At 47.0% G+C, this 25,032-nt stretch carries 25 protein-coding genes; 12 read left to right on the forward strand and 13 right to left on the reverse strand.

Annotated elements, in window-relative coordinates; all coding sequences use genetic code 11:
- Nucleotides 1-82 precede the first annotated feature (82 nt).
- The 5 genes from GV030_RS15945 to GV030_RS15965 form a co-directional block, all read right to left on the reverse strand.
- Nucleotides 83-457 carry a hypothetical protein gene (locus tag GV030_RS15945; protein ID WP_159584132.1) on the reverse strand — a complete coding sequence of 125 codons (375 nt, stop codon included), beginning with the start codon at nt 455-457 and terminating at the stop codon, nt 83-85.
- Between the two features lie 304 nt (nt 458-761).
- Nucleotides 762-1,586 (reverse strand): DUF4097 family beta strand repeat-containing protein, encoded by an 825-nt coding sequence (locus tag GV030_RS15950; protein WP_159584134.1) that lies wholly within the window; start codon nt 1,584-1,586, stop codon nt 762-764.
- Nucleotides 1,587-1,618: 32 nt separating this feature from the next.
- On the reverse strand, nt 1,619-2,467 hold the full coding sequence (locus GV030_RS15955; RefSeq protein WP_159584136.1) for a hypothetical protein: 849 nt from the start codon (nt 2,465-2,467) through the stop codon (nt 1,619-1,621).
- Nucleotides 2,468-2,469: 2 nt separating this feature from the next.
- Entirely contained in the window at nt 2,470-3,258 is a 789-nt protein-coding gene (locus tag GV030_RS15960) for a HEAT repeat domain-containing protein (protein ID WP_159584138.1), read from the reverse strand.
- A gap of 39 nt (nt 3,259-3,297) precedes the next feature.
- The gene (locus GV030_RS15965) at nt 3,298-3,891 is read right to left on the reverse strand and encodes an RNA polymerase sigma factor (RefSeq protein ID WP_159584140.1); all 594 of its coding nucleotides are present in this window, start codon (nt 3,889-3,891) and stop codon (nt 3,298-3,300) included.
- A 254-nt stretch (nt 3,892-4,145) separates the two neighbouring features.
- On the opposite strand from GV030_RS15965, the gene GV030_RS15970 reads away from it, so the two are divergent.
- The 6 genes from GV030_RS15970 to GV030_RS15995 all read left to right on the forward strand — a co-directional run bounded on the left by GV030_RS15970 (nt 4,146) and on the right by GV030_RS15995 (nt 11,859).
- Nucleotides 4,146-6,164: an alpha amylase C-terminal domain-containing protein gene (locus GV030_RS15970; protein WP_159584142.1), complete on the forward strand. Its 2,019-nt coding sequence runs from the start codon at nt 4,146-4,148 to the stop codon at nt 6,162-6,164.
- On the forward strand, nt 6,164-6,991 hold the full coding sequence (locus GV030_RS15975) for an endonuclease/exonuclease/phosphatase family protein (RefSeq protein WP_159584144.1): 828 nt from the start codon (nt 6,164-6,166) through the stop codon (nt 6,989-6,991). The genes GV030_RS15970 and GV030_RS15975 overlap by 1 nt, the downstream gene beginning before the upstream one ends.
- A gap of 206 nt (nt 6,992-7,197) precedes the next feature.
- The gene (locus GV030_RS15980; RefSeq protein ID WP_159584146.1) at nt 7,198-10,122 is read left to right on the forward strand and encodes an FAD-binding and (Fe-S)-binding domain-containing protein; all 2,925 of its coding nucleotides are present in this window, start codon (nt 7,198-7,200) and stop codon (nt 10,120-10,122) included.
- 42 nt (nt 10,123-10,164) lie between these two features.
- Nucleotides 10,165-10,575 (forward strand): nucleotidyltransferase domain-containing protein, encoded by a 411-nt coding sequence (locus GV030_RS15985; RefSeq protein WP_159584148.1) that lies wholly within the window; start codon nt 10,165-10,167, stop codon nt 10,573-10,575.
- Nucleotides 10,568-10,969: a DUF86 domain-containing protein gene (locus tag GV030_RS15990; protein ID WP_159584150.1), complete on the forward strand. Its 402-nt coding sequence runs from the start codon at nt 10,568-10,570 to the stop codon at nt 10,967-10,969. Before GV030_RS15985 ends, GV030_RS15990 begins: the two co-directional genes overlap by 8 nt.
- Nucleotides 10,970-10,977: 8 nt before the next feature.
- Nucleotides 10,978-11,859: a patatin-like phospholipase family protein gene (locus GV030_RS15995; protein WP_159584152.1), complete on the forward strand. Its 882-nt coding sequence runs from the start codon at nt 10,978-10,980 to the stop codon at nt 11,857-11,859.
- Here the strand turns inward: GV030_RS15995 and GV030_RS16000 are convergent.
- Nucleotides 11,856-12,158, reverse strand: a complete 303-nt coding sequence (locus GV030_RS16000; RefSeq protein WP_159584154.1) for a hypothetical protein — start codon at nt 12,156-12,158, stop codon at nt 11,856-11,858. The genes GV030_RS15995 and GV030_RS16000 overlap by 4 nt on opposite strands.
- A 46-nt stretch (nt 12,159-12,204) precedes the next feature.
- Between GV030_RS16000 and GV030_RS16005 the strand changes: the two genes are divergently transcribed.
- Nucleotides 12,205-12,975, forward strand: a complete 771-nt coding sequence (locus tag GV030_RS16005; protein ID WP_159584156.1) for an AMP nucleosidase — start codon at nt 12,205-12,207, stop codon at nt 12,973-12,975.
- Nucleotides 12,976-13,050: 75 nt separating this feature from the next.
- Here GV030_RS16005 and GV030_RS16010 read toward each other — a convergent pair whose 3' ends face one another.
- Entirely contained in the window at nt 13,051-13,923 is an 873-nt protein-coding gene (locus tag GV030_RS16010; protein ID WP_159584158.1) for a DUF4382 domain-containing protein, read from the reverse strand.
- A gap of 271 nt (nt 13,924-14,194) precedes the next feature.
- Here GV030_RS16010 and GV030_RS16015 point away from each other — a divergent pair, with 271 nt between their 5' ends.
- The 5 genes from GV030_RS16015 to GV030_RS16035 all read left to right on the forward strand — a co-directional run bounded on the left by GV030_RS16015 (nt 14,195) and on the right by GV030_RS16035 (nt 17,802).
- Entirely contained in the window at nt 14,195-14,542 is a 348-nt protein-coding gene (locus tag GV030_RS16015) for a hypothetical protein (protein WP_159584160.1), read from the forward strand.
- 163 nt (nt 14,543-14,705) lie between these two features.
- Entirely contained in the window at nt 14,706-15,368 is a 663-nt protein-coding gene (locus GV030_RS16020) for a TIGR02594 family protein (RefSeq protein WP_159584162.1), read from the forward strand.
- 3 nt (nt 15,369-15,371) lie between these two features.
- A complete protein-coding gene (locus GV030_RS16025; RefSeq protein ID WP_159584164.1) occupies nt 15,372-16,361 on the forward strand; it encodes a patatin-like phospholipase family protein in 990 nt (329 codons plus the stop codon).
- Between the two features lie 50 nt (nt 16,362-16,411).
- Nucleotides 16,412-16,819 carry a hypothetical protein gene (locus GV030_RS16030; RefSeq protein WP_159584166.1) on the forward strand — a complete coding sequence of 136 codons (408 nt, stop codon included), beginning with the start codon at nt 16,412-16,414 and terminating at the stop codon, nt 16,817-16,819.
- Nucleotides 16,816-17,802, forward strand: a complete 987-nt coding sequence (locus GV030_RS16035) for a hypothetical protein (protein WP_159584168.1) — start codon at nt 16,816-16,818, stop codon at nt 17,800-17,802. Before GV030_RS16030 ends, GV030_RS16035 begins: the two co-directional genes overlap by 4 nt.
- 78 nt (nt 17,803-17,880) lie before the next feature.
- Here the strand turns inward: GV030_RS16035 and GV030_RS16040 are convergent, their stop codons facing one another.
- The 6 genes from GV030_RS16040 to GV030_RS16060 form a co-directional block, all read right to left on the reverse strand.
- Complete coding sequence (locus GV030_RS16040; protein WP_159584170.1) at nt 17,881-20,544, reverse strand: DEAD/DEAH box helicase; 2,664 nt, start codon at nt 20,542-20,544, stop codon at nt 17,881-17,883.
- 2 nt (nt 20,545-20,546) lie between these two features.
- Nucleotides 20,547-21,227, reverse strand: a complete 681-nt coding sequence (locus GV030_RS16045) for a DUF4276 family protein (RefSeq protein ID WP_159584172.1) — start codon at nt 21,225-21,227, stop codon at nt 20,547-20,549.
- Nucleotides 21,224-22,327 carry an AAA family ATPase gene (locus tag GV030_RS16050; RefSeq protein ID WP_159584174.1) on the reverse strand — a complete coding sequence of 368 codons (1,104 nt, stop codon included), beginning with the start codon at nt 22,325-22,327 and terminating at the stop codon, nt 21,224-21,226. Before GV030_RS16050 ends, GV030_RS16045 begins: the two co-directional genes overlap by 4 nt.
- 11 nt (nt 22,328-22,338) lie before the next feature.
- Complete coding sequence (locus tag GV030_RS16055; RefSeq protein WP_159584176.1) at nt 22,339-23,973, reverse strand: site-specific DNA-methyltransferase; 1,635 nt, start codon at nt 23,971-23,973, stop codon at nt 22,339-22,341.
- 90 nt (nt 23,974-24,063) lie between these two features.
- Nucleotides 24,064-24,210: a hypothetical protein gene (locus GV030_RS21495; RefSeq protein ID WP_185155830.1), complete on the reverse strand. Its 147-nt coding sequence runs from the start codon at nt 24,208-24,210 to the stop codon at nt 24,064-24,066.
- 316 nt (nt 24,211-24,526) lie between these two features.
- Nucleotides 24,527-24,910 (reverse strand): HU family DNA-binding protein, encoded by a 384-nt coding sequence (locus tag GV030_RS16060; RefSeq protein WP_159584178.1) that lies wholly within the window; start codon nt 24,908-24,910, stop codon nt 24,527-24,529.
- Between the last annotated feature and the right edge of the window lie 122 nt (nt 24,911-25,032).

The following is a 25,032-nucleotide window of genomic DNA, read 5'->3' on the forward strand; positions in this document are numbered from 1 at the left end:
CTAGATAGAGAAAGTACTTGGCAAGTACTAAAAGGTTGCAAAGGGTACCGAAAGAAATTTAAGGCCAGAGGATATCGGAGCGCTACATTCGCTGGGCGAGTTCCATCAGCGATTTGACTACCAGCGATTCGAAGGTGAATAATTTGAGCATGAGGTAGGCGGCTCCTCGAATGGCTATATTATCCGAAATGACAATGACTTTGAGTATTTGTCCCTTTTCACTTTGCATACAGGCGACCCACTCTCGCCGCGCAGACAGCTCGAATCCGTCCATTTTCAGACAATCCCAGACCATGGTAAATTTCTCAGAAGGAAACTGCCGGGTGTGGGCTTTCCAGGCTTCGGTGGATTCCAAACTTGCCTGTTCGGTAAATTTTCCTTTGAAAACGAAATGAAGGCAGTGAGGGCCAAATGATGAGTTGGACTTAATGTCGATGTTTTGTGAAGTAAAAATCATGTTGATTCGGGTTTTGGATGTGAATTAGCGAATGAGACAAACCTAATCCTACCCGACTCGGTAGAAGACCTCAAATTCAGGCTGAATAGGGGAAAAAGCCCGGTGAATGCCTGATTTTTAGAAAATAACCAACCCCGTTAATTGGTATGTAGGGCATTGCATATCTCTGCAAACAGGAGGTGTGAAGCGATGTGATGGGAGTGTTTTTGTTTCTGGTAAAGAGCAGGGAATTATGGGTAACTATAAGGGTTAAGAACCGCTACCAAAGGTATCCATGGCAGCGGTTCTTTATTCAAATAAAAACTTAATTTCCCTTACGCACAATGATGCTCCCGTGCATGTTTTTGAAGGTAAACTCGGGGCCACCGCCATTGATTTTGCCATAGACCCAGCTATTGATAGACACTTCATACTCGCCACTCTCTTTTTTCACATTGGTTTTGGATCGCTCCAGCGCCATATCAAAGTCGGTGTAGATCTCACCACGCTCCGAGCGCAGCTTGGTGGTGGCTTTGGCGTTGGCCGGGAGGGTCACATCCACGTCTCCATTGAGTGTGACAAAGGACATAGGCTCACCAGCGGTCAAAGACTTGAAGGTGACCTTCACATCCCCATTCACTGTATTGGCCACTACTGACCCGGAGATGTTTTCCAGCGCGATGCCACCATTCACGCCGGAGATTTCCATGGTGCCGTTGATGCCCTTCACGGTAATGGTACCATGTACAGTGTTCAGGTCCAGGTCGGCTTTGATGGGCGCTTTGATCTCAATGTTCATTCGGCGCTTCCACGAGTCGGACTCTATGCTCACAACATTGTTGCTTTCCTTGGCTCGGAGTTCCATTGGGTTGGCATTGACCCGCTTCATTCCGGGAGGCGCTGACTTCTTATCTTCATGGCAGTCGTCACATCCGTGCTGTAGTGAACTACCAGATGCCGAGGCGGTGATGATCACTTCACTTCCGCTGTAGCCTGTCACCGTGATGTCCCCATTCAGGTGATCCAGCTCGATGCGGGCGGGTGCGCCCGGCTTACTCAGTGGGATGGTAAACTGCTCTGAGAATTTTTCCTGGGCCAAAGCGGCTACTGCTGCGAAGAGGCCTATGCATATAATGATTGATTTTTTCATGATGCTATTTTTTTAATGTCTATGAGTCTGGTTTAAAGTTTTCTTAGGTAGATGTCCCCATTGAGGGTTTCAAAGCTGAGCGTAGGTCCGTCTTTTCCTATTTCTATCCCAAAAGTTTCGTTGAGTTGATGAGTGGTGGAAGTGCCTTTTTTGGAAACCACCTTCTTGAGTTCGGGTTTTTTGGTTTCAAAGTCAAAGGCACTGTAGAGACTCCCATGCATGGTCTTGGCAGTGACCGATGCGCTCAGATCCGATGTACAATACAGGTTGATCGTACCATTGATGGTGCTGAACCTGCCATCCAGATTGGGACGCTTCTGAAAGGTGACTTCCACATCTCCATTGACTGTAGTAGCTCTGGCGACTGAATGAGCCCCTTTGATTTCCACATCTCCGTTGACATTTTCGGCACTTACCATCCCCGTGATCCCTGTGATGGTTACCTTTCCCTGATCCACTGTCTGCACTTTCAGGTTGGCGGAAGCCGGGATTTGTAGCTGGTAGTCGAAGGTAAAACTGTAATCCTCCGGGCCATCCATCCACCTGCCGCGCTGGTAGCAGCCACTCCAGTGATCACAGATGAATGGCGCGGTGAGGTAGAAGATGATGGAGTCGTTTCTCTGAACAACCTTCATGTTGACTTCCGAGAGACCCTTTTCCAGTGCCGTCTCATGATCTGCGTTGATGGTTTTTAACACTTCGTAGCTCACCGTGGGCGCACTGGAGGCGGTCACTTCTATAGCGCCAAATACATTGTCTATCACCACGGTGATTGGCCTGTCTGGTGCGATGGGTAGCCGATCCTGCAGCTGCATCTCTTTAACCTGTGCCTGACAAAGCAGGCCACCAAGTATGATTAAACTAAATAATGATAATTTCATGATTAGATTTCTTTTAGTGTTTGAATAGTTGATTCCAGTTTTGACTTGATGCTGTCGTCAACTTTCGATGAACTCAATACTTTGGAGAACTGTGCTGCAGCGGATTTTTCCTGTAGCAGGACCATCGCATCGGCCAGGGCTACCTGCAGGAGTGGAGAATCCTGTGTGGCAATGGACGACACTAAAGCTTCACGTACGCTCGAATTACTGCCATAAACCATCAGAGCTTCCAGCGCCGCCAGCCGGACGTTGTTGCTGGGATCCTGGTTGAGGGTGAATACCAGTGCTTCGATGACTTTTTCATCAGAGCGGGGCATCTCACTGACCATATTCACGGCCTTGATCCGCTCCTGGGCCTGTGGTTTTTCTATGAGGGTGAGCATTAAGATTTTTTTCATATCCTGTACCTCGGCCGCCAGTTGGTCAACCTCCTGAGTGGGTTTGGGAATGATCAGGGTGCCGACAACCAGCCCGATGATGAGCGCGGCAAAGCCCACCTGCCAGTTGGCACGAAACCACTGTGTCAATGGTGCCCAATCAAAAGCCCTTCTGTTGGCAGCAGACTGATACCCCGAGAGCATCGCTTCAAACTTCAAGTCCATCGCCTCACTGGGAGCCGGGCTTTCCAGGTTTTCCATTTGCGTCCAAAAAGCGGTGGTCTCCCGGAGCTCTGTGGCCAGTTCAGGATTTTCCTTCAGGTAGGCATCCAGCTGAAGCTTGCGCTCAGCATCCAGTTGACCTTCCAGATTGTCCATCCACCATTCTGTAGCTAAATCCTTACTCAGTTTCATTTCTCTGCGATTTTATTCATCTTAAAACTTCCCATTTGCCTAATCTGCACCAGCCTGATTACTCATGGAGCCCAGAGCCGGCCCATCCAGCTTCAGGTAATTTTCCTTGAGCGCCTTGAGTGCCCGGTGGACACGTACTTTCACAGCACTCTCGGTGATCCCCAGCAGATCACCCACTTTTTCATATTTCATTTTCTGAAAACGCGTGAGCTCCAAAATTTCCCGTTTGTCTTCAGAGAGTGCTTGCATCGCCCGGGCCAGGTATTCCAGTTCGTCGGTTTTCTGGTGGAAGGTCTCCTGTGTATCGTTGTGTTTCAGGTGGGCCTCCCATCCCGACATGTCCTCCTGCCAGGAGTAACGCTTGTTTTTACGCAAATGATCTTTGTGCACATTGCGGGCCATATGAAACGTCCATGCTTCAAAGTTGCCACGCTCCGAATAGCTGTGTTTATACTTTAGCATCCGCATAAAGACATTTTGCACCAGGTCTTCGCTGGTCGCTGAGTCGCTGGTCATCCGGTAAAAAAAACCAAATAACCTCCGGCTATAGCGGTGATAAAGCAAGCCGAGTTTCTCCACGTCCCCGGCCTTTACTTTCAGCATGATTGCATGATCATCCAGTGAATTCAACATCAAGTCATAGTTTCAATGAGGCAAACCGACCCATATGTAATAGGTTACAAAGGAATTTAAGAAATTATTCTGCTCCGTACTCCATTTTTTCGCTGACAGATCACTCATTATAAGCTGACAAAAACACTACTATTCATAAATTTATTCCCTATTATTTGTGAATATTTTAATGAAACACCGTATTTATTTAAAATATTTGCTTCCGCAAGGTCTGATCACTAACTTGCATGCGCACTTATTTTTAATACAGAGGTATGCCTTCAAAGAACACACCCATTTTAGTCAAAAATGATCCCTGGCTTGCTCCCTTTGAGTCAGATATTCAGGACAGGATGAAGCGATTTGAAGCTCGCAAAAAGCAGCTGGAGTCAGAATATGGTAGCATTGATGCTTTTGCCAGTGGTTACAACTACCTGGGGTTTAACTACGATACTAAGAAAAAAGGATGGTGGTATAGAGAGTGGGCCCCAAATGCCAGCGCTCTCAGTGTGATCGGTGACTTTAACAACTGGGACAGATCTGCTCACCCACTTCAAAAAAATGATCGGGGAATCTGGGAGATTTTTTTGGAGGACAAACTATATGGCTCCAAACTCACCCATGAGGCTGCGGTGAAGGTACACGTAGTGTCCGACAAAGGCGGGGTAGACCGCATTCCTGCTTACGCCAGGTATGTCACTCAGGATGAGAAAACCTATGATTTTACTGCCCGCCTCTGGCATCCCGAGAAACCTTACAAATGGACAGATAAGAAATTTGCTCCGGATCAGTCCTTCGACAATCCTTATATCTACGAATGTCATGTGGGCATGGCTCAGGAGAAGGAAGGTGTGGGTACCTACCGCGAGTTTGCAGATAAGATACTCTCCAAAATAAAAGAGCAGGGCTATAATACCATTCAGGTGATGGCCGTGCAGGAACATCCCTACTACGGATCTTTCGGTTACCATGTGAGTAATTTCTTTGCTCCAAGTAGTCGGTTTGGTACGCCTCATGATTTGAAATACCTGGTAGACACTGCCCACAAGTTGGGCATTGCCGTGATCATGGACATTGTGCACTCGCATGCCGTGAAGAACCTGGCCGAAGGGCTGAATGAATTTGACGGGTCTGACGATCAGTACTTCCACCCGGGAGGACGTGGCTTCCATACCCTGTGGGACTCCAAGCTTTTCAATTATGGAAAAGAGGAGGTGCTCAGGTTTTTGCTCTCCAATGTAAAATACTGGTTGGAAGAGTTTCATATGGATGGCTTCCGCTACGACGGGGTTACCTCTATGCTCTATTTCCACCATGGCGATATATCCTTTGACCACTACGAAAAGTATTTCAAGGATGTAGACTGGGACGTGCTCACCTACTTTCAGCTAGCCAATGATCTCATCAAGGAGATTAAACCTAAAGGCATTTCCATTGCGGAGGATATGAGCGGAATGCCTGGCCTTTGCCGACCGGTGAGTGAAGGGGGAATGGGGTTTGATTTCAGACTGGGTATGGGTATACCGGACTATTGGATCAAGTTGCTCAAGCACAAACATGATGAGCAGTGGAATATCCACGAAATGTGGGATACCTTGACCAACCGACGGTATGGAGAGCGGACCATTGCCTATGCCGAGTCGCACGACCAGGCACTGGTGGGGGATAAGTCCATTGCCTTTTGGCTGATGGATAAGGAGATGTATACCCATATGCATAAGGATACTCCCAGCCTGATTATCGATCGGGGCATTGCACTGCACAAAATGATCCGTCTCTTTACGCTGAGTCTTGGCGGGGAGGGCTGGTTGAATTTTATCGGAAATGAATTTGGCCATCCTGAGTGGGTAGATTTCCCAAGAGAAGGCAATGGCTGGAGCTACAAATATGCACGGCGACAATGGAATCTGCAGGAACATCCTGACCTGAGGTATAAGCAGCTGTATAACTTTGGCGCGGCAATGGTGCAGATGGCCAATGACGAGAAAATTGTGGGATCATTGCCTGCTCAGCAGCTCAATATGGACGAGGACAATAAGGCCATCATCTTCGAGCGCAACAACCTGATTTTTGCGTTTAATTTTTCCCCAACCAATTCCGTTCCGGATTATCGGTTCAAGGTACCAGTACCGGGCAAATACAAAATCATATTAAACTCTGACAAAGGAGAGTTTGGCGGCCATGACCGCATTGATGACGAAATGACCTACCCTACAGTGGCTTTGTTTGGGGAGCATTTTTTGAGCGTATATCTACCTAGTAGAGTGGCCATAGTATTGAAAAAGGTGAAATAATGAAAGCGCTTTTTGTAGTCTGCTTCGCATTTATTTTAGGGACAGGATGGTCCCAGGACCTCTCCGTCATGACCTACAACATCCGGCTGGATCATGCTGGTGATGGGGTGAATAGGTGGGACATGCGCAAGGCCAACATGGTGGCACAGCTCGGATTTTATGAGCCTGATATTTTCGGAATTCAGGAGGGCCTACCCCATCAGGTGAAATACCTCGATTCGGCACTTGCCGACTATGCCTATGTGGGTGTGGGGCGCGACGATGGTGCTGAAAAAGGTGAATTTAGTGCCATTTATTACCAGGCAGAGCAATTCAATTTACTTCAAAGTGGTACCTTCTGGTTGTCTACCACACCCGAAAAACCATCAGTAGGCTGGGATGCCGCACTGCCTCGTGTTTGTACCTATGGGCTCTTCGAAAAGAAATCTGACGGACAAAAATTTTGGGTGTTCAACACCCATTTTGATCACATTGGGGTGGAAGCTCGGGTGAACTCCATGAAGTTGATTTTGGATCAGATGGAGCGTTTCAACAAGCAAAAACTACCAACTGTACTGATGGGTGATTTGAATGTAGAACCTACCGAAGGACCCATTCTGGAGATGACCAGGAAACTTGATGATACACGTGCAGTGGCCAAGCTGACGTTTGGTCCGGATGCCACCTTCAATGGTTTCAGATTTGAAGAAACTCCCCAGAAGAGAATTGACTACATCGCTATCAACGAACAGTTTGATGCGCTGAAGTATGCGGTTCTTACGGACTCCAATGATCAAAAGTATATTTCTGATCACTTTGCAGTATACTGTGAATTGGCATTTAAGTGAGCGATTCTCTTGCGAAGTGAAGCCTTTCAGAAATAATATGTTTCCGACATGCCGAAAAGACATTTGAATACCCGCACTTTCTAAGTAACACTCCCTAATTTTGACCGGAAAGTGATTGGCATTAATGGTAAGCCCAAAGCAACACTAATCCGACTGGCCAGAGACTGGCACATGGATGTAAAATTGGTATTCTTTAACCTTGTATCATGAATTTTGACCTGCTTGAAAAGCAACTAGAGGGAGAACTCTTCACCGATGAGACCACCAGAAAGCTGTATGCTACGGACGCTTCGGCTTACCGTGAGATTCCCCTGGCTGTGGCCATTCCTGAGTCGGATGCGGACATTGTCGCACTTATTCGGTTTGCCAATGAGCATGGAACCTCGGTCATTCCCCGCACGGCCGGCACCTCTCTCGCCGGTCAGGTGGTGGGCGGAGGCATCGTGGTGGATGTGTCCAAGCATTTCAATCAGATACTAGAGATCAACGAAAAAGAAGGCTGGGCCAGGGTGCAGCCAGGCATCGTGCGCGACGACCTGAATGCCGCACTGAAGCCTTACGGCTATTTCTTTGCGCCGGAAACTTCCACAGCCAACCGAGCCATGATCGGCGGGATGATCGGTAACAACAGCTGTGGCAGCAACTCCATCGTCTACGGCAGTACACGCGAACACCTGATGGAAGTGAATACGATTCTGGCAGATGGCAGCCAGGCGTGGTTTGGCCCATTGGATATGAATGCCTTCCTGGCGCGATGCAACGGCATGAGTACCTCCGGTGAACTGGAGGCATCGATCTACTTTCAGATCAAGGAAATGTTATCGGATCAGGAGAACCTGGGAGCCATCAAAGAGGGCTTCCCGAAGGCTTCTGTCCCCCGAAGAAATACAGGCTATGCCATCGACATGCTGGCAGAAATGGTTCCATTCAAAGAAAATGGTGCGGTTTTTAATTTTTCAAAGCTGATAGCAGGCTCAGAGGGAACGCTGGCATTTGTCACATCCGCTAAAATCAAGCTGACGCCCATCGCTCCACCACATAAGCGGCTGGTATGTATCCACTGCCATACCATCGATGAGTCCTTGCGGGCCAATCTGGTAGCCCTTAAGCATCAGCCCACGGCTTGTGAGCTGATGGATCACTATGTGCTGGAGGCCACCAAAAGAAATATTACCTATCGCGATTATCGCTTTTTTGTGGAAGGTGATCCACAGGCCATATTGGTGGCAGAGCTCACCCACGATTCGGAGGAGGCTGCTGATGTGGCAGCCGCTGCCCTGATCAAAGATTTACAGGACGCAGGATATGGATACTCTTTTCCGGTGATTGCCGGAGAGGATATCAAAAAGGTGTGGGGATTGAGAAAAGCTGGCCTGGGCCTATTGTCCAATGTGGCCGGAGATGCCAAGCCTGCTCCGGTGATCGAAGACACGGCTGTGGATGTGCAGGATCTGCCGGAATACATTGCAGAATTTAATGAGATACTGGCCAGGCATGACCTCTTCTGTGTGCACTATGCCCACGCAGGCTCAGGGGAATTGCACTTGCGCCCGATCATTGACCTTAAAACAGCAGATGGAAGACGGCTTTTCAGAACCATAGCTGAGGAGATCGCCACGCTGGTAAAGAAATATAAGGGATCGCTCTCCGGGGAGCATGGAGATGGACGCTTGCGTGGAGAGTTTATTCCACAGATGGTCGGTGAGCACAACTATGAACTCATCAAAAAGGTGAAGCAGACCTGGGATCCTAAGAACATTCTCAATCCGGGTAAGATCGTGAACACACCTCCGATGGATACCAGCCTGCGGTATGAAGAGAATCAGGTAACCCGGGAGTTTGAGACGGTGTTGGATTTTTCTGATACTGAGGGGTATCTGCGGGCCGCAGAGCAGTGTAATGGCTCCGGAGACTGTAGAAAAACCGAGCTCAGCGGAGGCACGATGTGTCCGAGTTACATGGCTACCCGCAACGAAAAGGAGACCACCAGAGCCCGGGCCAACATCCTTCGGGAGATGCTCACCAGGTCCGAGGAGGCCAATCCTTTTGCTCATGAGGAGATCAAGGAAGTGATGGACCTCTGCCTGAGCTGCAAGGGCTGCAAGTCTGAGTGCCCTTCCAACGTAGACATGGGTAAGCTCAAGCAGGAGTGGCAGTATCAATACTACAAAGAAAAGGGCGTGCCTTTCAGGAGCCGACTCATTGGGAACTTCGCCGGAGGCATGAAGCTGGCATCATGGGTGCCCTGGGGCTATCGGTTCACTTTTGGCAATCAGGTCACTTCTACCCTGGCCAAGTCGGTGATGGGATTTGCCCAAAAACGAAGCATGCCAAAGCTCTCCAAGCAAACTTGGGAACGCTGGTTCAAAAAGGAATTTAAGCCTACGGTGAGTGAGCCTATCAAACAAGTCTATCTATTTATTGATGAGTTGCTCAACTACAATGAAGCGGAGATTGGAATCACTACCGTCAAACTACTGGATAAGCTTGGGTATGAAGTGGTATACATTGAGCATCAGGAGTCTGGTCGTAGTTTCTTGTCCAAAGGACTGCTGGATAAGGCCAAATCATTAGCACGGGCCAATGTGGATTTATTCAAAAACCTGATCGATGAAGAGACTCCGCTGATCGGGGTGGAGCCCTCGGCCATTCTCACTTTTAGGGACGAGTACCCTGACCTGCTGAGGGGTGAGGATAAAGAAGCCGCCAAAGCTATTGCTGCCAACACCTTTATGGTAGAGGAGTTCTTAGCTAAGGAATTGGAGGCTGGTCACATCGATTTGTCGCTTTTCAGGGAGCAAAAACAACTCATCAAACTGCATGGCCATTGTCAACAGAAGGCCCTATCCTCTTTGACACCTGTCAAAAAAATACTGACAAAAATGGGAAGCAATGAGGTACACCTCATCCCTTCGGGATGCTGTGGGATGGCCGGTTCATTTGGGTACGAAAAGGAGCATTATGACCTCTCCATGCAAATTGGCGAGTTGGTGCTCTTCCCTACCGTGCGCAAGCAGCCAGAGGAGGTGATCATTGCTGCTGCAGGTACCAGCTGCCGTCATCAGGTAAAGGATGGCACCGGCAGAGTGGCCAAACATCCGGTGGAGATTATCTGGGAGGCTTTGAAGTAAAGTATTCGTGCATGATGGTATTTTCCTTTATTTTAGGGGTACATGATCTTGCAACCCAAGCAAATACAAAAGGTAATTACTCTGGTCACCGAACAGATAGGTGTTGTGAAAGGCATTTATGTCTTTGGGAGTGGCGCAGGGACGGGCTACACCGATGAAAGCGACGTGGATCTGGCGCTATTGCCGCAAAAGCAGATAGCCACGGAGGTACTTTGGGAACTCAAAAATCAGTTGAGCGATTTGGTGCGACGTGAAGTGGACCTGGTGGATTTATCAGTGGCTACCACGGTGCTGGCTATGCAGGTGGTCTCAGGCGGAGTTCGCATTTACTCCTCCGAACCGCTCGCTTCGGAGCGGTATGAGACGCTGATATTTAGTATGTATCTCACCCTCAATGATGACCGTAAAGGAATTCTTGAAGAAATAGAAAAAAACAAGACCATTTATGGATGATGTTATTCAGGCGAAAGTAGCCACAATCGAAAAATGCCTCAAGCGCATTCAAGAAGAGGCATCTCATGACTGGAAAAATAATTTCACCCATCAGGATGCCTTACTTCTGAATCTGGAGCGTGCGTGTCAGGCTGCTATTGATTGTGCTTTGCACATTGTGAGAAAGAAGCATTTGGGCCTACCCAAAATCACCCGTGAAGCATTTGACCTTCTGAATAATGCAGGGATTATCGATTCGCCTATTTCTGAAAATATGAAAAAAATGGTTGGCTTCAGAAATTTGGCAGTACATGATTACGCAACACTCAATCTCGATATTTTGGAAGCCATTTTAACCAGGAAATTGACCGTCTTCTCTTCTTTTTGCAAAACAGTCATCAACCTATCCTTGTAAGTAAAAAAATGTCTCAGAAAGTAGCGTTAGTACTATCCAGCGGTGGCGCCAGAGGATTGGCCCACATAGGCGTGATCGAAGCCCTGGAGGAAAAAGGTTATGAGATCACGTCAGTTTCTGGTTCCTCGATGGGCGCTGTGGTAGGTGCTTTTTATGCCTGCGGAAAGCTGAAGGAGTATAAAGAGTGGGCCTTGAATCTGGATCGATACGATGTATTCAAGCTGATTGATTTTACCTTTTCGGTGCAGGGATTTGTGAAAGGAGAGCGGGTGTTCAAGACCTTGAAAACCATCATCCCTGATCAGAACATTGAAGACATGCGGATTCCTTTTGCGGCTTTGGTGACAGACATCAAAGCCAAAACCCAGGAGGTATTCAGGACAGGAAGCATGTATCAGGCCATCAAAGCTTCGGTGGCCATTCCTACGGTGATCAAGCCGGTGATGATCAATGGCAGGGAGTATATAGACGGAGGTGTCACCAACCCCATTCCCATAGAGCACGTGCACCGCACTGAAGGAGATATACTGGTGGTGTCCAACGTAAACGCCATTATGCCTTTTGTGAAGGTAAAGGAGGACAAGGTGTTGGAGGCGGAAAGTGCTACCTACAATCAGAAAATCCAGGCCTTTATCAACGGATGGGGTAAGCTCCTGCCGGGCAACACTGAGACGGAGAAAAAACTTGGCTTTTTCGATTTGCTGAATGAATCCATTGACCTGATGCAGGATAAGCTTACCTCCTTGCTGCTGGAAAAATATAAGCCTGACCTGCTGGTGAATATATCCCGTGAGGCTTGTAGTACTTTTGAGTTTTATAAGGCCAAGGAGATGATAGAGCTGGGGAAAGATTTGTTTGAAGCGGCCTATCAGGCAAAGCGGAGAGATTAGTTGGTAGTGAGGGAGCCGATGCGGCTGTCTTCGTAGATCAAAATATCCAGCAGCGCGTCTATCAGCATGGTCGGCTGTTTGAACCCCAGAAATCCTCGGTGCTTGCCCTCGATGACCTGACCCGTTTCCATTTTAAAGGTGATCTTTGTGGTTTCCGCCAGATTGTTGGATTGGAGAAAATGGATTTGCATGACGGAGGTGTGGAGTTCATCATGATATTTGCAATTAAGCTTCCAGGTCAGTTCGTGATTTTTCTCACATATTTTATTCAGTAAATTGACCAGCGTAATTTCATCCATTGTGTTTAAGATAAGAGTTCATTCAGAATAACCCAAATTTGAAAGTATGAAAACAAAACAGGAGATCATCGAAAACTGGCTACCCAGGTACACAGGTTTGCCTTTGGAAAACTTTGGCCAATACATTCTGCTGACCAATTTTAAAAACTACGTGACGCTCTTTGCTGAGTGGAACGACGTGGAAGTAGTAGGCACTGGGCACCCCATGCAGTGCGCTACAGCAGATGGCATCACCATTATCAACTTTGGAATGGGCTCGGCCAATGCTGCCACCATTTCGGATCTGCTGGGGGCCATTGAGCCCAAGGCGGTTTTGTTTTTGGGGAAATGCGGTGGTCTCAAAATGAAAAATGAAGTGGGAGACCTTATTTTGCCGATTGCCGCCATCAGGGGAGAAGGTACTTCCAATGACTATATGCTACCTGAGGTACCCGCTCTGCCGGCTTTTGCTCTGCAAAAGGCCATCTCTACCACCATCCGGGAGTACGGCCAGGACTACTGGACAGGTACGGTCTACACTACCAACCGTCGGGTGTGGGAGCATGATAACAAGTTCAAAAAATACCTCAAGAAGATTCGTGCCATGGCCATAGACATGGAAACGGCTACCATCTTCACCACGGCTTTTGCCAATGAAATGCCGGCCGGAGCACTGCTGCTGGTATCGGACATCCCCATGATTCCGGAGGGCGTAAAAACGGACGAAAGTGATAAAAAGGTGAGTGCTCAGTTTGTGGAGCAGCACCTGAAGATCGGTATCGATTCACTGAAGCAGTTGATCAATAACGCTCAAACAGTGAAGCACCTGAAGTTCTAAGCGAGACACAAAAAAGCCGGAGCGGCCACAGGCCGCTCCGGTTTACTCAATTGATCTATATAAAGGAAAACTGTGCTATTGATGTTCGAGTGTTAGCGTGTCTATGTTGCTGACCACCCCGCTCATTACATTCACTCCGCTCATGGTAGTGACGTTAAATCCACTGTTTTCTTCAGGGACAGCCACTATTTCATAATCCCCCTCTTCCAAAAGCTCAATCAAAAAGTAACCCGTTTCTTCGGGAATGGTGGATACACTGTCTTCATCGTGAATGACATAAACTACGGAAGAAACTGTGTCAGGCCAGATCATACCCTCGATCGCGCCATACTCATCCTCTTCGTCAAGCGCCAGAAGCGTGGCATGAATGACAGGCTTTAGGTTGTATTTGCCAGAGTTGCCGGCTTTTACAATGGATCTGGAGGCATCAAAGTCCAGCACCAGTTTGTATTCTTTTCCTTCTTCTATGTCTGCATCTATTTTGATCTTGAGCCCTGAGGAGTTTCCTGAGGGCACTTTCAGCTCCACGGTGTCCCCATCTACCACCAGGTGATTATTGGCACCCAGGATCAGCCGCACTTCTTTGAGTTCGCCTTCAGGAATATCAATGTCTGCCAGCAGGGCCTCGTTGCCGTTGTTGAGCTCCAGCAGGTCAAAAACCATGGGCTCTATCTCCACCGTTACCCAGTGACTTTCTGATTCCTCCTGATCTTCGGAATTTCCTTCTTCATCTTCAAGGTCCTCATCCTCTATTGAATCCAGTTCATGTTTGTACTCCAGTCCAACCACGTCTATCAGTACAGCATCGTATGCTGCCGGGTCATCCACCAGTACTATTCGCATAGCGGCATTGCCTCGGACGGACTTCATAGAGTCATTAGCACCTTCTTCACAGCTTGCCAGGATCAAGACTCCCGCAAGGAGGCTTACTAGAAATTGAGTCTTCATATTATCTTTTTTTAAGTGTAAAAAAGATAGGCCCCATACCAAAAATCAATCTGCCAGTGAACAAAAGATGGCGGGGCCTATCACAGCCTGCATGGCATAAGACAAAAGTGTTGCCAAAACAGTGTTTTTATCTAAGCACTTGTTTTTCAGTCGGTTGAAAAAGGCCTGAATTGATCTTTTTTCTAAGAATGATTTTTTGAAAGTCAAATTGAGAATTTCCAGTGTGGCTTTTAACATTTTTTAATCCCACAGAAACAACCAATTCCTGAGGATGCAGGTCTATAGGGATGTGAGAAAATTATTGATCCCATTTTTCATTGTAGTGCTGACCTCCTGTCAGAAGGAAACCGTTCAGGTGAATTGTGATGTGGACTATACCCTTGTAGCGCAGGATCAGACTTACTGGATTTGTGGAGGTAATTATCAGTTTGTCAGCAGTGACGAAAGGGATACGCTCAGGATTCAGTACAACGACATCCTCAGAGACTTTTTTGTGAACGAGGGTATACAGCTAGAGGATTTTCCTTTGGAAGTGAGTCTGTCATTCACCGAGCTACCCGCCGACCATACCTGCCGCGAATGGCTGAAGCAACTCACCTGCATTACCCGCCGCAACTAGGCGTATAGGAATAGTTCTATTTAACGTGCCCATAGTGCTATTGGGCCACCTTTTTTTATGTGATCACTCTTTTGAGGTATTGACTTAGCCTTCTCAAATCACTAGCTTAGATGTTGTCATTCAGTTTTGAGTAAAATATGACTGAACATAGACAAAAGCAGCTATGAGTGAATTACTGAAAATCGCCACGTCCCAACTTGGACAAAAAGAGATCTCCGGTCCCGAAGATAATCCTACCATTGTGAACTACGCCAAAGAGATTGGCCTCTCCTGGATCAACGATGATGAGACCCCATGGTGCTCAGTATTCGTGGGATGGTGTGCCCTTAAAGCCGGGCTGAGCTACTCCAAAAGTGCCCTGGCCAGATCATGGCTGCACATAGGTACGCCCGTGAATGTGCCGGAGCCCGGAGATGTTGTGGTCTTCTGGCGGGAGAGTCTGCTGGGCACCAGCGGTCACGTGGGTTTCTTTATGGGCTATTCACAGGATTTGAAACGAATCTATTGCCTTGGCGGAAATCAGGGCAATCAGGTGAGTATATCGGCACAAAGTGCCGAGCGGTTGCTGGGCTTTCGCAGGCTCGCCAAATCCACCATTATCTCTCTTCCGGAGGGTGTGCTGCGCAAAGGAGATACCGGGGAGAAGGTGGTGCAGTTACAGGACGCTATGAAAGCTGCCAACTACGAGGTGGGTACTTCTGATGGGGTATTTGGGGCCAAAATGGATGCTGCCATCAAACTACTGCAAGCCAATGGCGGACTCAAGGCCGATGGTGTGTATGGCCCAAAGACGAAGAATTTATTGAATACCATATTAAACGCCTAGCCTATGAGCCTATTAAAAGTATTGTCCATCGATGGAGGCGGTATCCGCGGGATAGTGCCCGGCACCATCATGGTAGAAGCCGAGAGAGAATTTGGGATCAAAGTAGCCGACTATTTTGACCTCATCGCGGGCACCAGCACCGGAGGGATTCTCACCTGTGCCTACCTCTGCCCATCAGACACGGATGCCACCAAACCCAAATTCACTGCAGAGGAGGTAGTGGGGCTATACTTCAATAAAGGAAAGCAAATATTCGATGACCCTTTCATGCATAAGCTCAGGTCCATTTGGGGGATTATCTCTGCCAAGTTTCCGGAGCGGGGTATCGATGAAGCATTGAAGGAATACTTTGGGGAAGTGTGGCTGAGTCAGCTGCTGAAGCCCACAGTGATTACCTCCTACGATATTACCAATCGCAATGGGCACTTCTTTGCCCAGCATGATGCAAAAGAAAAGGAGGCCTATGACTTCCTGATCAGGGAGGTGTCCAGGGCCACCTCTGCGGCACCCACCTATTTCAATTGTGCCCATGTGAAAAATAAGCTGGGGGATTCATTCACCCTGGTGGATGGGGGTGTATTTGTGAACAATCCGGCCATGTGTGCCTATGCTGAGATCAGAGATGGTTTTAAGAACGTGGATGGAGCGCCCGCTGCTGCCAAAGACATGAAGATCCTTTCGATGGGGACAGGGTTTACCAAAAAACACTATCTGTACCGTCAGGCCAGGAAATGGGGTATGGCTCAGTGGGTGCGGCCGGTTATCGACATCATGATGTCTGGCAGTGTGGAGGTGGACGATTTTTACTTGAAGCGAATATTTGAAACCACTGAGAACCCCGCCCAGTACATGCGGATCAACTCCAAAATGCCCGGAGATGTGGATCCGGAGATGGATAATGTGACCCCAGCCAATATGGCTGCACTGAAGAAGCTGGGAGAAAAGCTCTTTCAGGATAATAAAGAAGCACTGGCTAAGTGGTTTGAGCTTTAAAAAAACGCAAGCCGCCAGGTCATTTAGAGAACAACTAACCAATTAAAACTATGGACAATTTTTGCGTAATTGATCAAGACGGAGGTAAGGTCAAGGTGACCTGTACTGCCAATAATGGTGTAAGGGCCAATGTGGCGGTGGGAGTTTATAAGCACCATCCTACCGGGGAGTGGGAGCTGGTGGAGCAGCTAAATCTCGTCACTGGTGATGATGGAGAAGATGCGAAGGAAGTAGTAACTAGTCCTTCAACTCTGATAGGCAAGTTTATTACCTGGAATGTAAACTTTTGTGCCTTTGTGCCAGGAGCAATCCAATCTACGATCACAATTAAGTTTTCCCAGGATGGTGTTGATTTGCCCACCACAGAGCCTACAAAGAAAGTAGTATCTGACCCGCCAAAATGCCAGAATGGACAAATGGGGAATTATTCTGATAAACTAAAATTTGTTGCATCATGAAAAGATCCATCATCATTGCCCTAATAATCAGTGCATCCATGCAACTCATAGCTCAGGATGCGGCTAAGGAATATATACTAGACTACAATGTGCCCGAGTCTCCGGCGTTCTCCATTTTGGATCTGAACCCCAATGAAGTCATGCGTGGGGCCTCCGCCAAACCTGTGGTGGTCAATATTGTCAACCAGTTTGCCTCTAAGGGCTCTATTGACAATGGCATTGCCATAGATTTCAATCCCTATTTTCTATTAGGTGGCCAGCTCAAAGGGGTAGATGAATATCGCAACAGCTATGTGAAAAGACTCCTGATCAATACGCAGTTTTCGCTTGCTTCACTAGAGGAGACGGATAGTGATAACACCATTCTGGCTCACGGTATACGAGTGACGCTCTGGGATGATAAAGATTTGTTGACCAATAATGGATTGTCACAGAGTGTTGATGCGGCTTTGCAGCCGAGTCCAGTGCCACCAAACATGACGAATGATCAGGTGCAGATTCTTGATAATGCCAAGCTGGCCAAGGCGTATGAAGACTTGAAGGCTGAATATGCCAAAACTTCCGGCAGCAGTTTTTCACTGGGTTATGCAGGGAAGTCGGTGGTTCAAAGCTCCATTTTGGATGGAGATAGTATCAATCTTACTTCTAATCAGTTTTGGGGAGCGGGTAGTTTTACAATCACCGAGCGATTAGATTTTAATGTAATGGCTGTATCAAGGATGTTTAAAGACATGGACAATGAGTTTAAGGCCGGCGCGTCTCTCAGATACAACTGGGATAAAGCTTCCTTTACAGCAGAGTATGTTTTTAACGATAACGAACCGAATGGTGAGAAGAATTCCTTATCGGGCATTCTCACCATTAAGTTGATTAATCAAATATCTTATCTGATGTCATTTGGGACCACTAAGGTGGAGACTGGAGGAGAAGAGATTAACAAATTGGCCCTGAAGTCCTCGCTCAAATGGAACATTGGGAATTGAGGAGCTAAATTTATCTTTAATGGCCTCCGAATTTTTCGGGGGCTATTAATGGTCACACGTTCTCAGGATCAAACCTTGTTATAACTCCCTCACCACTCCGGCTATGTTCTTTGCTGTATAAGTATCCTGGACCTCTTTAGTCTCAAATACCATGAAGTACTTGTACTTTTCACCCGATTTCTCGGCCCACTTTTTTCCTAGCAGATTTTTGGTTCTGCTGTCATCATTATCCAGATAATCGCCTTTGGTCTCCAATAGGATGAGGGTGCCCTTCCTGGTATATATGATGAAATCAGGATAATGATTTTTGTCAAAGCCATTGAGCATAAAGCCTTTCCCTTTTTCCAGATTTCTATGCCAGAAGACCACATTGTCCAGTGAAGCGATCTCCATGATGACCTCTTGCTCGTATTTTCCCATGGCACCCTCGCGCTCATAAAGTGATTTATTGATTGATGGGGCTTCCTTTCCGGGCAGGATCGTCTCACTAAATATAAATCTGGGTTGGGTGGTGATCTTATTCGTGTTTAGGTAGACATCAAACTGCCTTCGTGCCTCGGCAGCTTGTAATTCTCTGATTTTGTTTTTGATCTTTTGAATATAGATGTATTCATTGTTTATAATGTCCCTCACCTTTTCGGGACTCAAGTCTTCGAACACACGACCCACGTATTTGCGCAACTCCTGATCCGAAAGTGGAGTCATATCGCCCAACTTGCTTACGATGAGCTTACTCACTTCCATAATCTGATTTTCTTTGGGCTTGGCCAGGATGTTTCCTATCAAAATGTTTTTCGCATTGTCTCGCAGTTTGTCAATGGTGGTAGTATTCTTGATTTCATCATAATCCACTTTATAGACATCTGCCGAACTCTCGTCAAAGTTAATCTTGGTATCCTGGTTGCTAAGTTTAAACTCCCTGAGCAATTTATTAGGACTTAAAAACACATCATAAGGAACCAGTTCCTCAAAAAGGACATTTGCCCGATCCTCATCCGTGGCTTCTTTGATAAAAAACTGAGGAATCTTGATGCTTTCGGCCAACTCCTGAAAGGCTGGTTCTATTCGATATTTCTTCACTTCGTTTCCCATTTCCGAGAGCATAAAGGTTTCATTGTCGGTATCTGCTTCCTTCACTTTCTGATCAAATTCCTTTGCATCCGCCTCGGCCTTGGAGGTAATCTCCTGCAAGGTCTGAAAGGACCGATCCGCTTCGGACAAATCTGCAGGAGCATCGGGATTGAAGGCAACCTGATTCAGGTCAAATGCCTCATCTGACTTTGATTCTTCCTGCGGTTGTCCAAATAATTCCTCTTGCAAGACCTGATCCTCTGTCTTTGGAGGAAGTGCCAGTTCTTCTGCCCGGTAATCGTCTTTGCTAAAGCCCGAATCCTGCAATCCTTTTACAATATTATTGAGCGTGTCATTGAATTTTGAGGAGGCCGTAAGTACAAACGAAAGGTTTAAGAGTGCCTTCTTGTGCTGCACCACATAAGGCTGCCGGAGCACACGCCCCAGGATTTGCTCTACATCCACCGCACTGCTCTTGTCGGCCAATGAAGCGAGGATATAAGCAAACGGACAGTCCCAGCCCTCCTTCAAGGCATTCACAGTGATGATGTACCTCACCTTGCACGACTTGCTCATGAGGTCGATTCCTTTCAGTTCATCATTGCTGCTTACCTTTATTTTGATCTCTTCTTCATCAATCCCCAGTTTCACCAGCTGTTCCTTTATTTTATCGAAGGTGGTGTTGTCCTTGCTCTTGATGTTGCTTTGGGCCTGAAAGAGGATGATGGGGCGGATGTATTTGCCAGTTTCCTTTTCCTCCTCCACGGCCAAAGCCTCCAACTGCCTGCGCAGATGCAGGGCACTGGTGATCACTTCCTCCTTTTTATGATGGTTATACACGATCACAGGGAGCTTCACCATGCTTTCTTTCTTCAGCGCTACGGCATTCACCATACTGATGATGTTACTGTTTTGCTTGGGTGTGGCCGTGAGGTCCAGGACAAAGGAAGGATTGAGCGCCTTGAGCATTTCCACACTCAGGTCGCTTTCAGCATTGTGACTTTCATCTACCACCACGATGGGGTTGAGAGAGCGGATCACATTGATAAGGGTGACTGTGTCTTCACTATCTGGGTACACGGCCGTATCATCTATGAATGCCCGAAACGGCTCCAGCATACCATTCTGCTGAAAAATCTTGCGGTCTTCCTTCTTCAGCTTGTCTATGCGGATGCTACTAAAGCTGAAAACCAGGATATTGAGCTGATCATGTACCGAGGTAGGATTAAACCCCGTGCCTTGCAGCAGTTGATCCTTTTCGAATACTTCTATGCGGTTTGCAAACAGGCTGTTCAGCTTTTTGCGGTAGGGATGGTCTGGGTCGGAGAGGTTTGCTACGGTCTGTTGGAGCAGGTTGCTCCATGGCACCAGCCAGACTACCGTTTTCGGACAGGTCACGTCCATGCTTTTACTGATGCTATGCAAGGCATTGCAGGCCATAAAAGTTTTGCCTCCTGCAGTGGGCACTTTGATGGCAATGTGTGCGGCTCCGGGAATATTGTCCTTGTAGGGGCGCATACCCTTGGGGCCATTGAGGGTCATCTCATATTCGCCTACCCGATCTGCCCAGTACTGATTAAAGGCCTTTCCGGGATTTTGATAAGTATTCAGGTATTCCAGATATTTCTGAAGATCATTGATGACTTGCTGTTGGTAGGGTTTGAGCTCCATAGTTAAATATTCTCCAGGGTTTCAATCCATGCATTGAAGCGCGGACATTTGTTTCTGATTACCTTCAAGCCAATGGCATCTGCTAAAAGTGGCCCCCAAAGTGCCTTGGTACTTGGTTTGTGAGAAGTATAATTGGTTAATATCCTTTCGAGGCGTTTGGAAGGGGCAGTCTCCGTCCCGTCGTTGATGTCTTCTGGATTCGGGAACGCAGTAATGGTCTCATTCAGATAATCATAGTCTTCAAATTCATTTGCAGTAAATGAGCGATCGAACACTTCCTTGTTGGCAAATAACAACGCTTCAAATTCGTGCAATTGGATGTATGGAATGAATCGGTAGCGGACAGCATCGGGAATATCAGTAGCCATACCCTGCTCTAGGTGATCCATGCGATTGGCCAGTCCTGGTCGCGGTGGTATTTGCTTCGCATTTTCCCATTCGGGAAAGGCGTGCTTATCTTGTATGCCGTAGTAGTCAATCAGTAGTGTCACGTAAACATCCGGTCGTGACAGATATCTCATTATGTCGTCTTTCAAATGGTGCCAAGCCACAATACCTCCGCCAGTCTTTGAGATGGTGGGACTTTCTATTTGGATATCATGACTGTAAAAATGTGGCCGTAGAATTTCTTCGCAAAAAGCCTGTTCCGTTTGCCCTTCCCCAATGATGATTAGTCGCTTCATTGCTTGTACGGTTGACCTGCCCCAATAATATTTCTCTGCCACAGCTCACCCATGGTATGGTCTCCTAGCCACACAGAAAGATCCTCTTTTTGCAAGCGTCTGAAAATAGACTGCTTTTCTTCCTTGCTACGATCCACCGTGATGATATCTTCTGCATCAAACTGATCTACTAGGTTTACAGATTGTGTAGAGATGATTAGCTGTGTGCTGCTGGAAGCAGACTGAATCATGCCTGCCAGTTTACTGATAGCCATAGGATGAAGCCCCAACTCCGGTTCATCAATGATTATTACCTCAGGTGGTTCGGGCTGCATTAGCAGAGTAGTCAACGCTATAAACCGGATGGTACCGTCAGAAAACTGAGATGCCCCAAAGTTGGAGTCAGGATCATCGGCTTCAGTCCAGCGCAGCTCTATTTTACCATCGTTGATTCGGCTTGGCTCCAGTATAAAGGAATCAAAAAACGGTGCAACACTTCGAACTGTAAAGGCTATGCGCTTATAAATAACAGGGTGCTTGATTTTCAGGTAATACAAATACGCTGGCAGGTTGGACCCATCATGCTTTAGGTAAAGGTTGTCCTCTACATCACACTCCCGCCTTAGGCTACTCTTGGAAGAGGTGTCGTGAAAATGAAAGAATTGTAACTCTTTCAGGTAATCACGCAGATATTGATTTCTAGGGAAGTTGGCTGTAGCCGCTTCACTTTCCTCTAGATTGTAATTCTTGAAGTAATTAGAGCTCAAACTATCTCTGTGAACATTATAGCCGGCTGCCTCCTCCTCTAAAAACAACCCTCCATTTCTGTTTTGGGCCAGAGTAAAATGATAAGCATTGTTGTAATGCCCATCTTTGAAAATGATCTTTCCAAACAAATGTTCCGTAGTTTTCCGGCCAAAGTAGAGGAGATGATCCGCTTTGCCCTCTTCCAATACATAGCGCCGCAACTGCTGATTAAAAATCGCCCGTAGCAGCTTGAAGAATGAAACAAAATTACTTTTACCCGCGCCATTACTACCTATGAGTATATTGATAGGTTTCAACTCTATTTTCAAATCTTTGATGGACTTGTATCCTTGTATTTCCAAATAGTCTATCATATGCTTCCCCTTTAAAATCTAGTAATATCCCTTGGTATTTTCTTAAACACAATGTGATACTTCTGCATCAGACTTTCATCCAGCAGGCATTTGTCTGCATAGATGATGTACTGGTCTGCTTTGGTTTGGAGCGTGCGGAGAAAGTCTGTGTCCAGTACCGTGATCTGATCCGGCTCGTAGTAAAAGTAATAGGCCGTGTCATGGGCTGAACCCAGAAAATAAGCTTCATCCTCACCCTCCCGGGCGGCTCCCAGGAGGGGACTTTTTGTCTCTGAGTACCACACGTACTCCCTGATTTTGTCTACGCCGATGGCTTCATTGAGCAGGCCGTCCTCCAGAAAGATGGGCTGCCCCAGCGTGTAGTAGTCAAAGCTGCCGCCTGTGCCTTCTACTGCTTTGGTGCCTTCACCGTATCCATTCATCACGCGGCGCACCCGCTCTGCGGTGATGGTCTCCGCATAGTCTTCCATCTCCACCAGGATAAACTTGCGGTGGCCACCATCCTGCTTGTTTAGATTGAGCACCGCATGGGCGGTGGTGCCAGAGCCAGCAAAGGAGTCGAGGATGATAGCGTTTTTGTCAGAGGCGATTTGAAGAACCCGTTCGATAAGTTCAATTGGTTTTGGAGTATCAAAAGAAGATGATTCAGGGAAGATTGACCTAATTTCATTTTTTGAGGTCCTATTACTACCAACCTCATCTTTTTTCCATAAAGTCCTTGGAACCAAATCGGACACTTCATTTAAATATCTTTTTATGCTTGGTCTAGCATTGTTGGTAGGGCCCCACCATACTCTTCCGTCTTTATCCAACTCTTTAAGCTTTTTCTCAGAGACTCTCCAATAGCGCCCTTTTGGAGGAGAAAACCTTCTGCCGGTTGGTCCAGTTATTTCATACTCTCCTTTAGAATAAGGTTTATTTGCATAAGGGTCACCTGGAATCCAGAGACCTCTACGGTCATTATCGGGGTTAGTATAAATGGAATTTGATTTGTCTGTTCGTGGCAATTTGTTAGGAATCCATTCAGGACTTTTTGAATAAACCAAAATGAAATCATGGTCAGTGGAGAATTGTCTGGCTGAGTTACGAGGGGAGTCAGCTTTTTCCCAAATCACACTCGTAACGAAATTATTTGAGCCAAAGATTTCATTCATCATCGGAACGCAGAAAAAAGAAGCATTGTCATCTAATGATATGAAAATAGCCCCATCTTGCGCCAGCAGCTTATGGAGTAGCTTCAGTCTGGGGTACATCATGCAGAGCCACTTATCGTGTCGGCTCAGGTCTTCGCTTTCTTTGCCCACCACTTCGCCCAGCCACTTTTTCATCTTGGGGTCGTTCACATTGTCGTTATACACCCAGCCTTCATTGCCAGTGTTGTAGGGCGGGTCTATGTAGATGCATTTTATTTTGCCTTCATACTCCGGCAGCAGGCTTTTGAGGGCTTCCAGGTTGTCACCATGGATGATTTTGTTGCCACTATGGTCATTACCGTCATCGCGAGCTTGCGAAGCGATCTCTCCAGACTGCTTCCCTTCATTTGCAGTGACGGCTTCAAAACGGTACTGATGCTCCATCACCTTGTAAGGCACGTCGCGATGGTGGTTGATCACTTTTTCTTTTCCTATCCAGTGGAGTGTAGGCATTAGCTAATACTTGAAGACTATATGAAGGCATGAAGATAAAAAAAACTCCCTTGATAGAGGGAGTTTTGGTGTCATCTGCTCGTATAACTTTTACTTGCAGCCATTCTTGCCACAGGTGATGGCACTACTGGAATTTACCCAGTGATCAGGATGGAGGTTGGTATTGACGCCACATCCTGTGGTGCCTCCTTTGGTACCTACATGTACTTCTCCGGTGGGGGTGTGTTTTACTGGCATAGTTGTCATTATTTTTAATGGTGGTGAATAATTGTTTTAGTTGTATACAATATAAGCATAATCTAAGTGTGTTTCAAGTGCATAACACCCTCCTCAGCACATACACCACCACAGCCACCCCCACGGGGCTTACTATCAGCAGGTGGTAAAAGCAGTAAGTAGACAGGTAGGCTTTGATCCGGATGAGTGTCTTCTGGAACTGCTGGCCAAAGGGTGCAAGGAGGGTTTAAAAAAACGTGCTTACGTTTTTAAATTTCGTAAGCACGTTTCCAACAAAACGTAAGCACGTTTTCTCTAAAACATAGGCATGTTTTTCTCAGGCTTTCTGATAGGTAATTAGCTTTTGCATTTCCTTTAGTTTTTTGCCTGGTGTGAAGATCACCTTATTGCTTTTGATGGCGGTGCTTTTCACCTCATCTGCTGTGGCATAGCCGCTGCTGCTGATGGACACCCGCATATTGCCCAGGTCTCCCAGACGTACGATGTTGCCATTGCTCAGCTCATCTGCCGCCACCTCTACCAGTGCGTATAGCACTGCACGAATGTCAGCCCCACTCACTGTACTGATCTTCTCGATGGACTTGGTCAGCTGGTCTATGTCCTTTTCACCAGCGGTGATGGTGTTGGCATAGAATTTTTTGGTGCCGCCACCGGTCACCCCGGGTTCGCCCCGCTCGATTACATTGAATTTGATTGCCATAAAGTTTTGAATTTTAGGTAAAAAAGAACCTAAAATATTCGGAGGTGACTTGAGAGTCAATACCCTATTTCTGGTAATTTGTAGTTAGCGGATCAGTGAAAATAGGAACATCCCCTGAGCGG

Origin of the sequence: Marinoscillum sp. 108, from assembly GCF_902506655.1 — a bacterium.
GTDB classification, from domain to species: Bacteria; Bacteroidota; Bacteroidia; order Cytophagales; family Cyclobacteriaceae; genus Marinoscillum; species Marinoscillum luteum.

What these genes read in the sequence shown, in the direction of transcription:
- GV030_RS16050 (WP_159584174.1), bottom strand. Translation starts at nt 22,327, where the DNA reads ATGATAGACTATTTGGAAATACAAGGATACAAGTCCATCAAAGATTTG.
- GV030_RS15975 (WP_159584144.1), top strand. Translation starts at nt 6,164, where the DNA reads ATGAAAGCGCTTTTTGTAGTCTGCTTCGCATTTATTTTAGGGACAGGA.
- GV030_RS21495 (WP_185155830.1), bottom strand. Translation starts at nt 24,210, where the DNA reads ATGCCAGTAAAACACACCCCCACCGGAGAAGTACATGTAGGTACCAAA.
- GV030_RS16005 (WP_159584156.1), top strand. Translation starts at nt 12,205, where the DNA reads ATGAAAACAAAACAGGAGATCATCGAAAACTGGCTACCCAGGTACACA.
- GV030_RS16040 (WP_159584170.1), bottom strand. Translation starts at nt 20,544, where the DNA reads ATGGAGCTCAAACCCTACCAACAGCAAGTCATCAATGATCTTCAGAAA.
- GV030_RS16055 (WP_159584176.1), bottom strand. Translation starts at nt 23,973, where the DNA reads ATGCCTACACTCCACTGGATAGGAAAAGAAAAAGTGATCAACCACCAT.
- GV030_RS15980 (WP_159584146.1), top strand. Translation starts at nt 7,198, where the DNA reads ATGAATTTTGACCTGCTTGAAAAGCAACTAGAGGGAGAACTCTTCACC.
- GV030_RS15985 (WP_159584148.1), top strand. Translation starts at nt 10,165, where the DNA reads ATGATCTTGCAACCCAAGCAAATACAAAAGGTAATTACTCTGGTCACC.
- GV030_RS16010 (WP_159584158.1), bottom strand. Translation starts at nt 13,923, where the DNA reads ATGAAGACTCAATTTCTAGTAAGCCTCCTTGCGGGAGTCTTGATCCTG.
- GV030_RS16000 (WP_159584154.1), bottom strand. Translation starts at nt 12,158, where the DNA reads ATGGATGAAATTACGCTGGTCAATTTACTGAATAAAATATGTGAGAAA.
- GV030_RS16015 (WP_159584160.1), top strand. Translation starts at nt 14,195, where the DNA reads ATGCAGGTCTATAGGGATGTGAGAAAATTATTGATCCCATTTTTCATT.
- GV030_RS16025 (WP_159584164.1), top strand. Translation starts at nt 15,372, where the DNA reads ATGAGCCTATTAAAAGTATTGTCCATCGATGGAGGCGGTATCCGCGGG.
- GV030_RS15970 (WP_159584142.1), top strand. Translation starts at nt 4,146, where the DNA reads ATGCCTTCAAAGAACACACCCATTTTAGTCAAAAATGATCCCTGGCTT.
- GV030_RS16045 (WP_159584172.1), bottom strand. Translation starts at nt 21,227, where the DNA reads ATGAAGCGACTAATCATCATTGGGGAAGGGCAAACGGAACAGGCTTTT.
- GV030_RS15955 (WP_159584136.1), bottom strand. Translation starts at nt 2,467, where the DNA reads ATGAAATTATCATTATTTAGTTTAATCATACTTGGTGGCCTGCTTTGT.
- GV030_RS16035 (WP_159584168.1), top strand. Translation starts at nt 16,816, where the DNA reads ATGAAAAGATCCATCATCATTGCCCTAATAATCAGTGCATCCATGCAA.
- GV030_RS16020 (WP_159584162.1), top strand. Translation starts at nt 14,706, where the DNA reads ATGAGTGAATTACTGAAAATCGCCACGTCCCAACTTGGACAAAAAGAG.
- GV030_RS15965 (WP_159584140.1), bottom strand. Translation starts at nt 3,891, where the DNA reads ATGTTGAATTCACTGGATGATCATGCAATCATGCTGAAAGTAAAGGCC.
- GV030_RS15950 (WP_159584134.1), bottom strand. Translation starts at nt 1,586, where the DNA reads ATGAAAAAATCAATCATTATATGCATAGGCCTCTTCGCAGCAGTAGCC.
- GV030_RS15960 (WP_159584138.1), bottom strand. Translation starts at nt 3,258, where the DNA reads ATGAAACTGAGTAAGGATTTAGCTACAGAATGGTGGATGGACAATCTG.
- GV030_RS16060 (WP_159584178.1), bottom strand. Translation starts at nt 24,910, where the DNA reads ATGGCAATCAAATTCAATGTAATCGAGCGGGGCGAACCCGGGGTGACC.
- GV030_RS15995 (WP_159584152.1), top strand. Translation starts at nt 10,978, where the DNA reads ATGTCTCAGAAAGTAGCGTTAGTACTATCCAGCGGTGGCGCCAGAGGA.
- GV030_RS15945 (WP_159584132.1), bottom strand. Translation starts at nt 457, where the DNA reads ATGATTTTTACTTCACAAAACATCGACATTAAGTCCAACTCATCATTT.
- GV030_RS16030 (WP_159584166.1), top strand. Translation starts at nt 16,412, where the DNA reads ATGGACAATTTTTGCGTAATTGATCAAGACGGAGGTAAGGTCAAGGTG.
- GV030_RS15990 (WP_159584150.1), top strand. Translation starts at nt 10,568, where the DNA reads ATGGATGATGTTATTCAGGCGAAAGTAGCCACAATCGAAAAATGCCTC.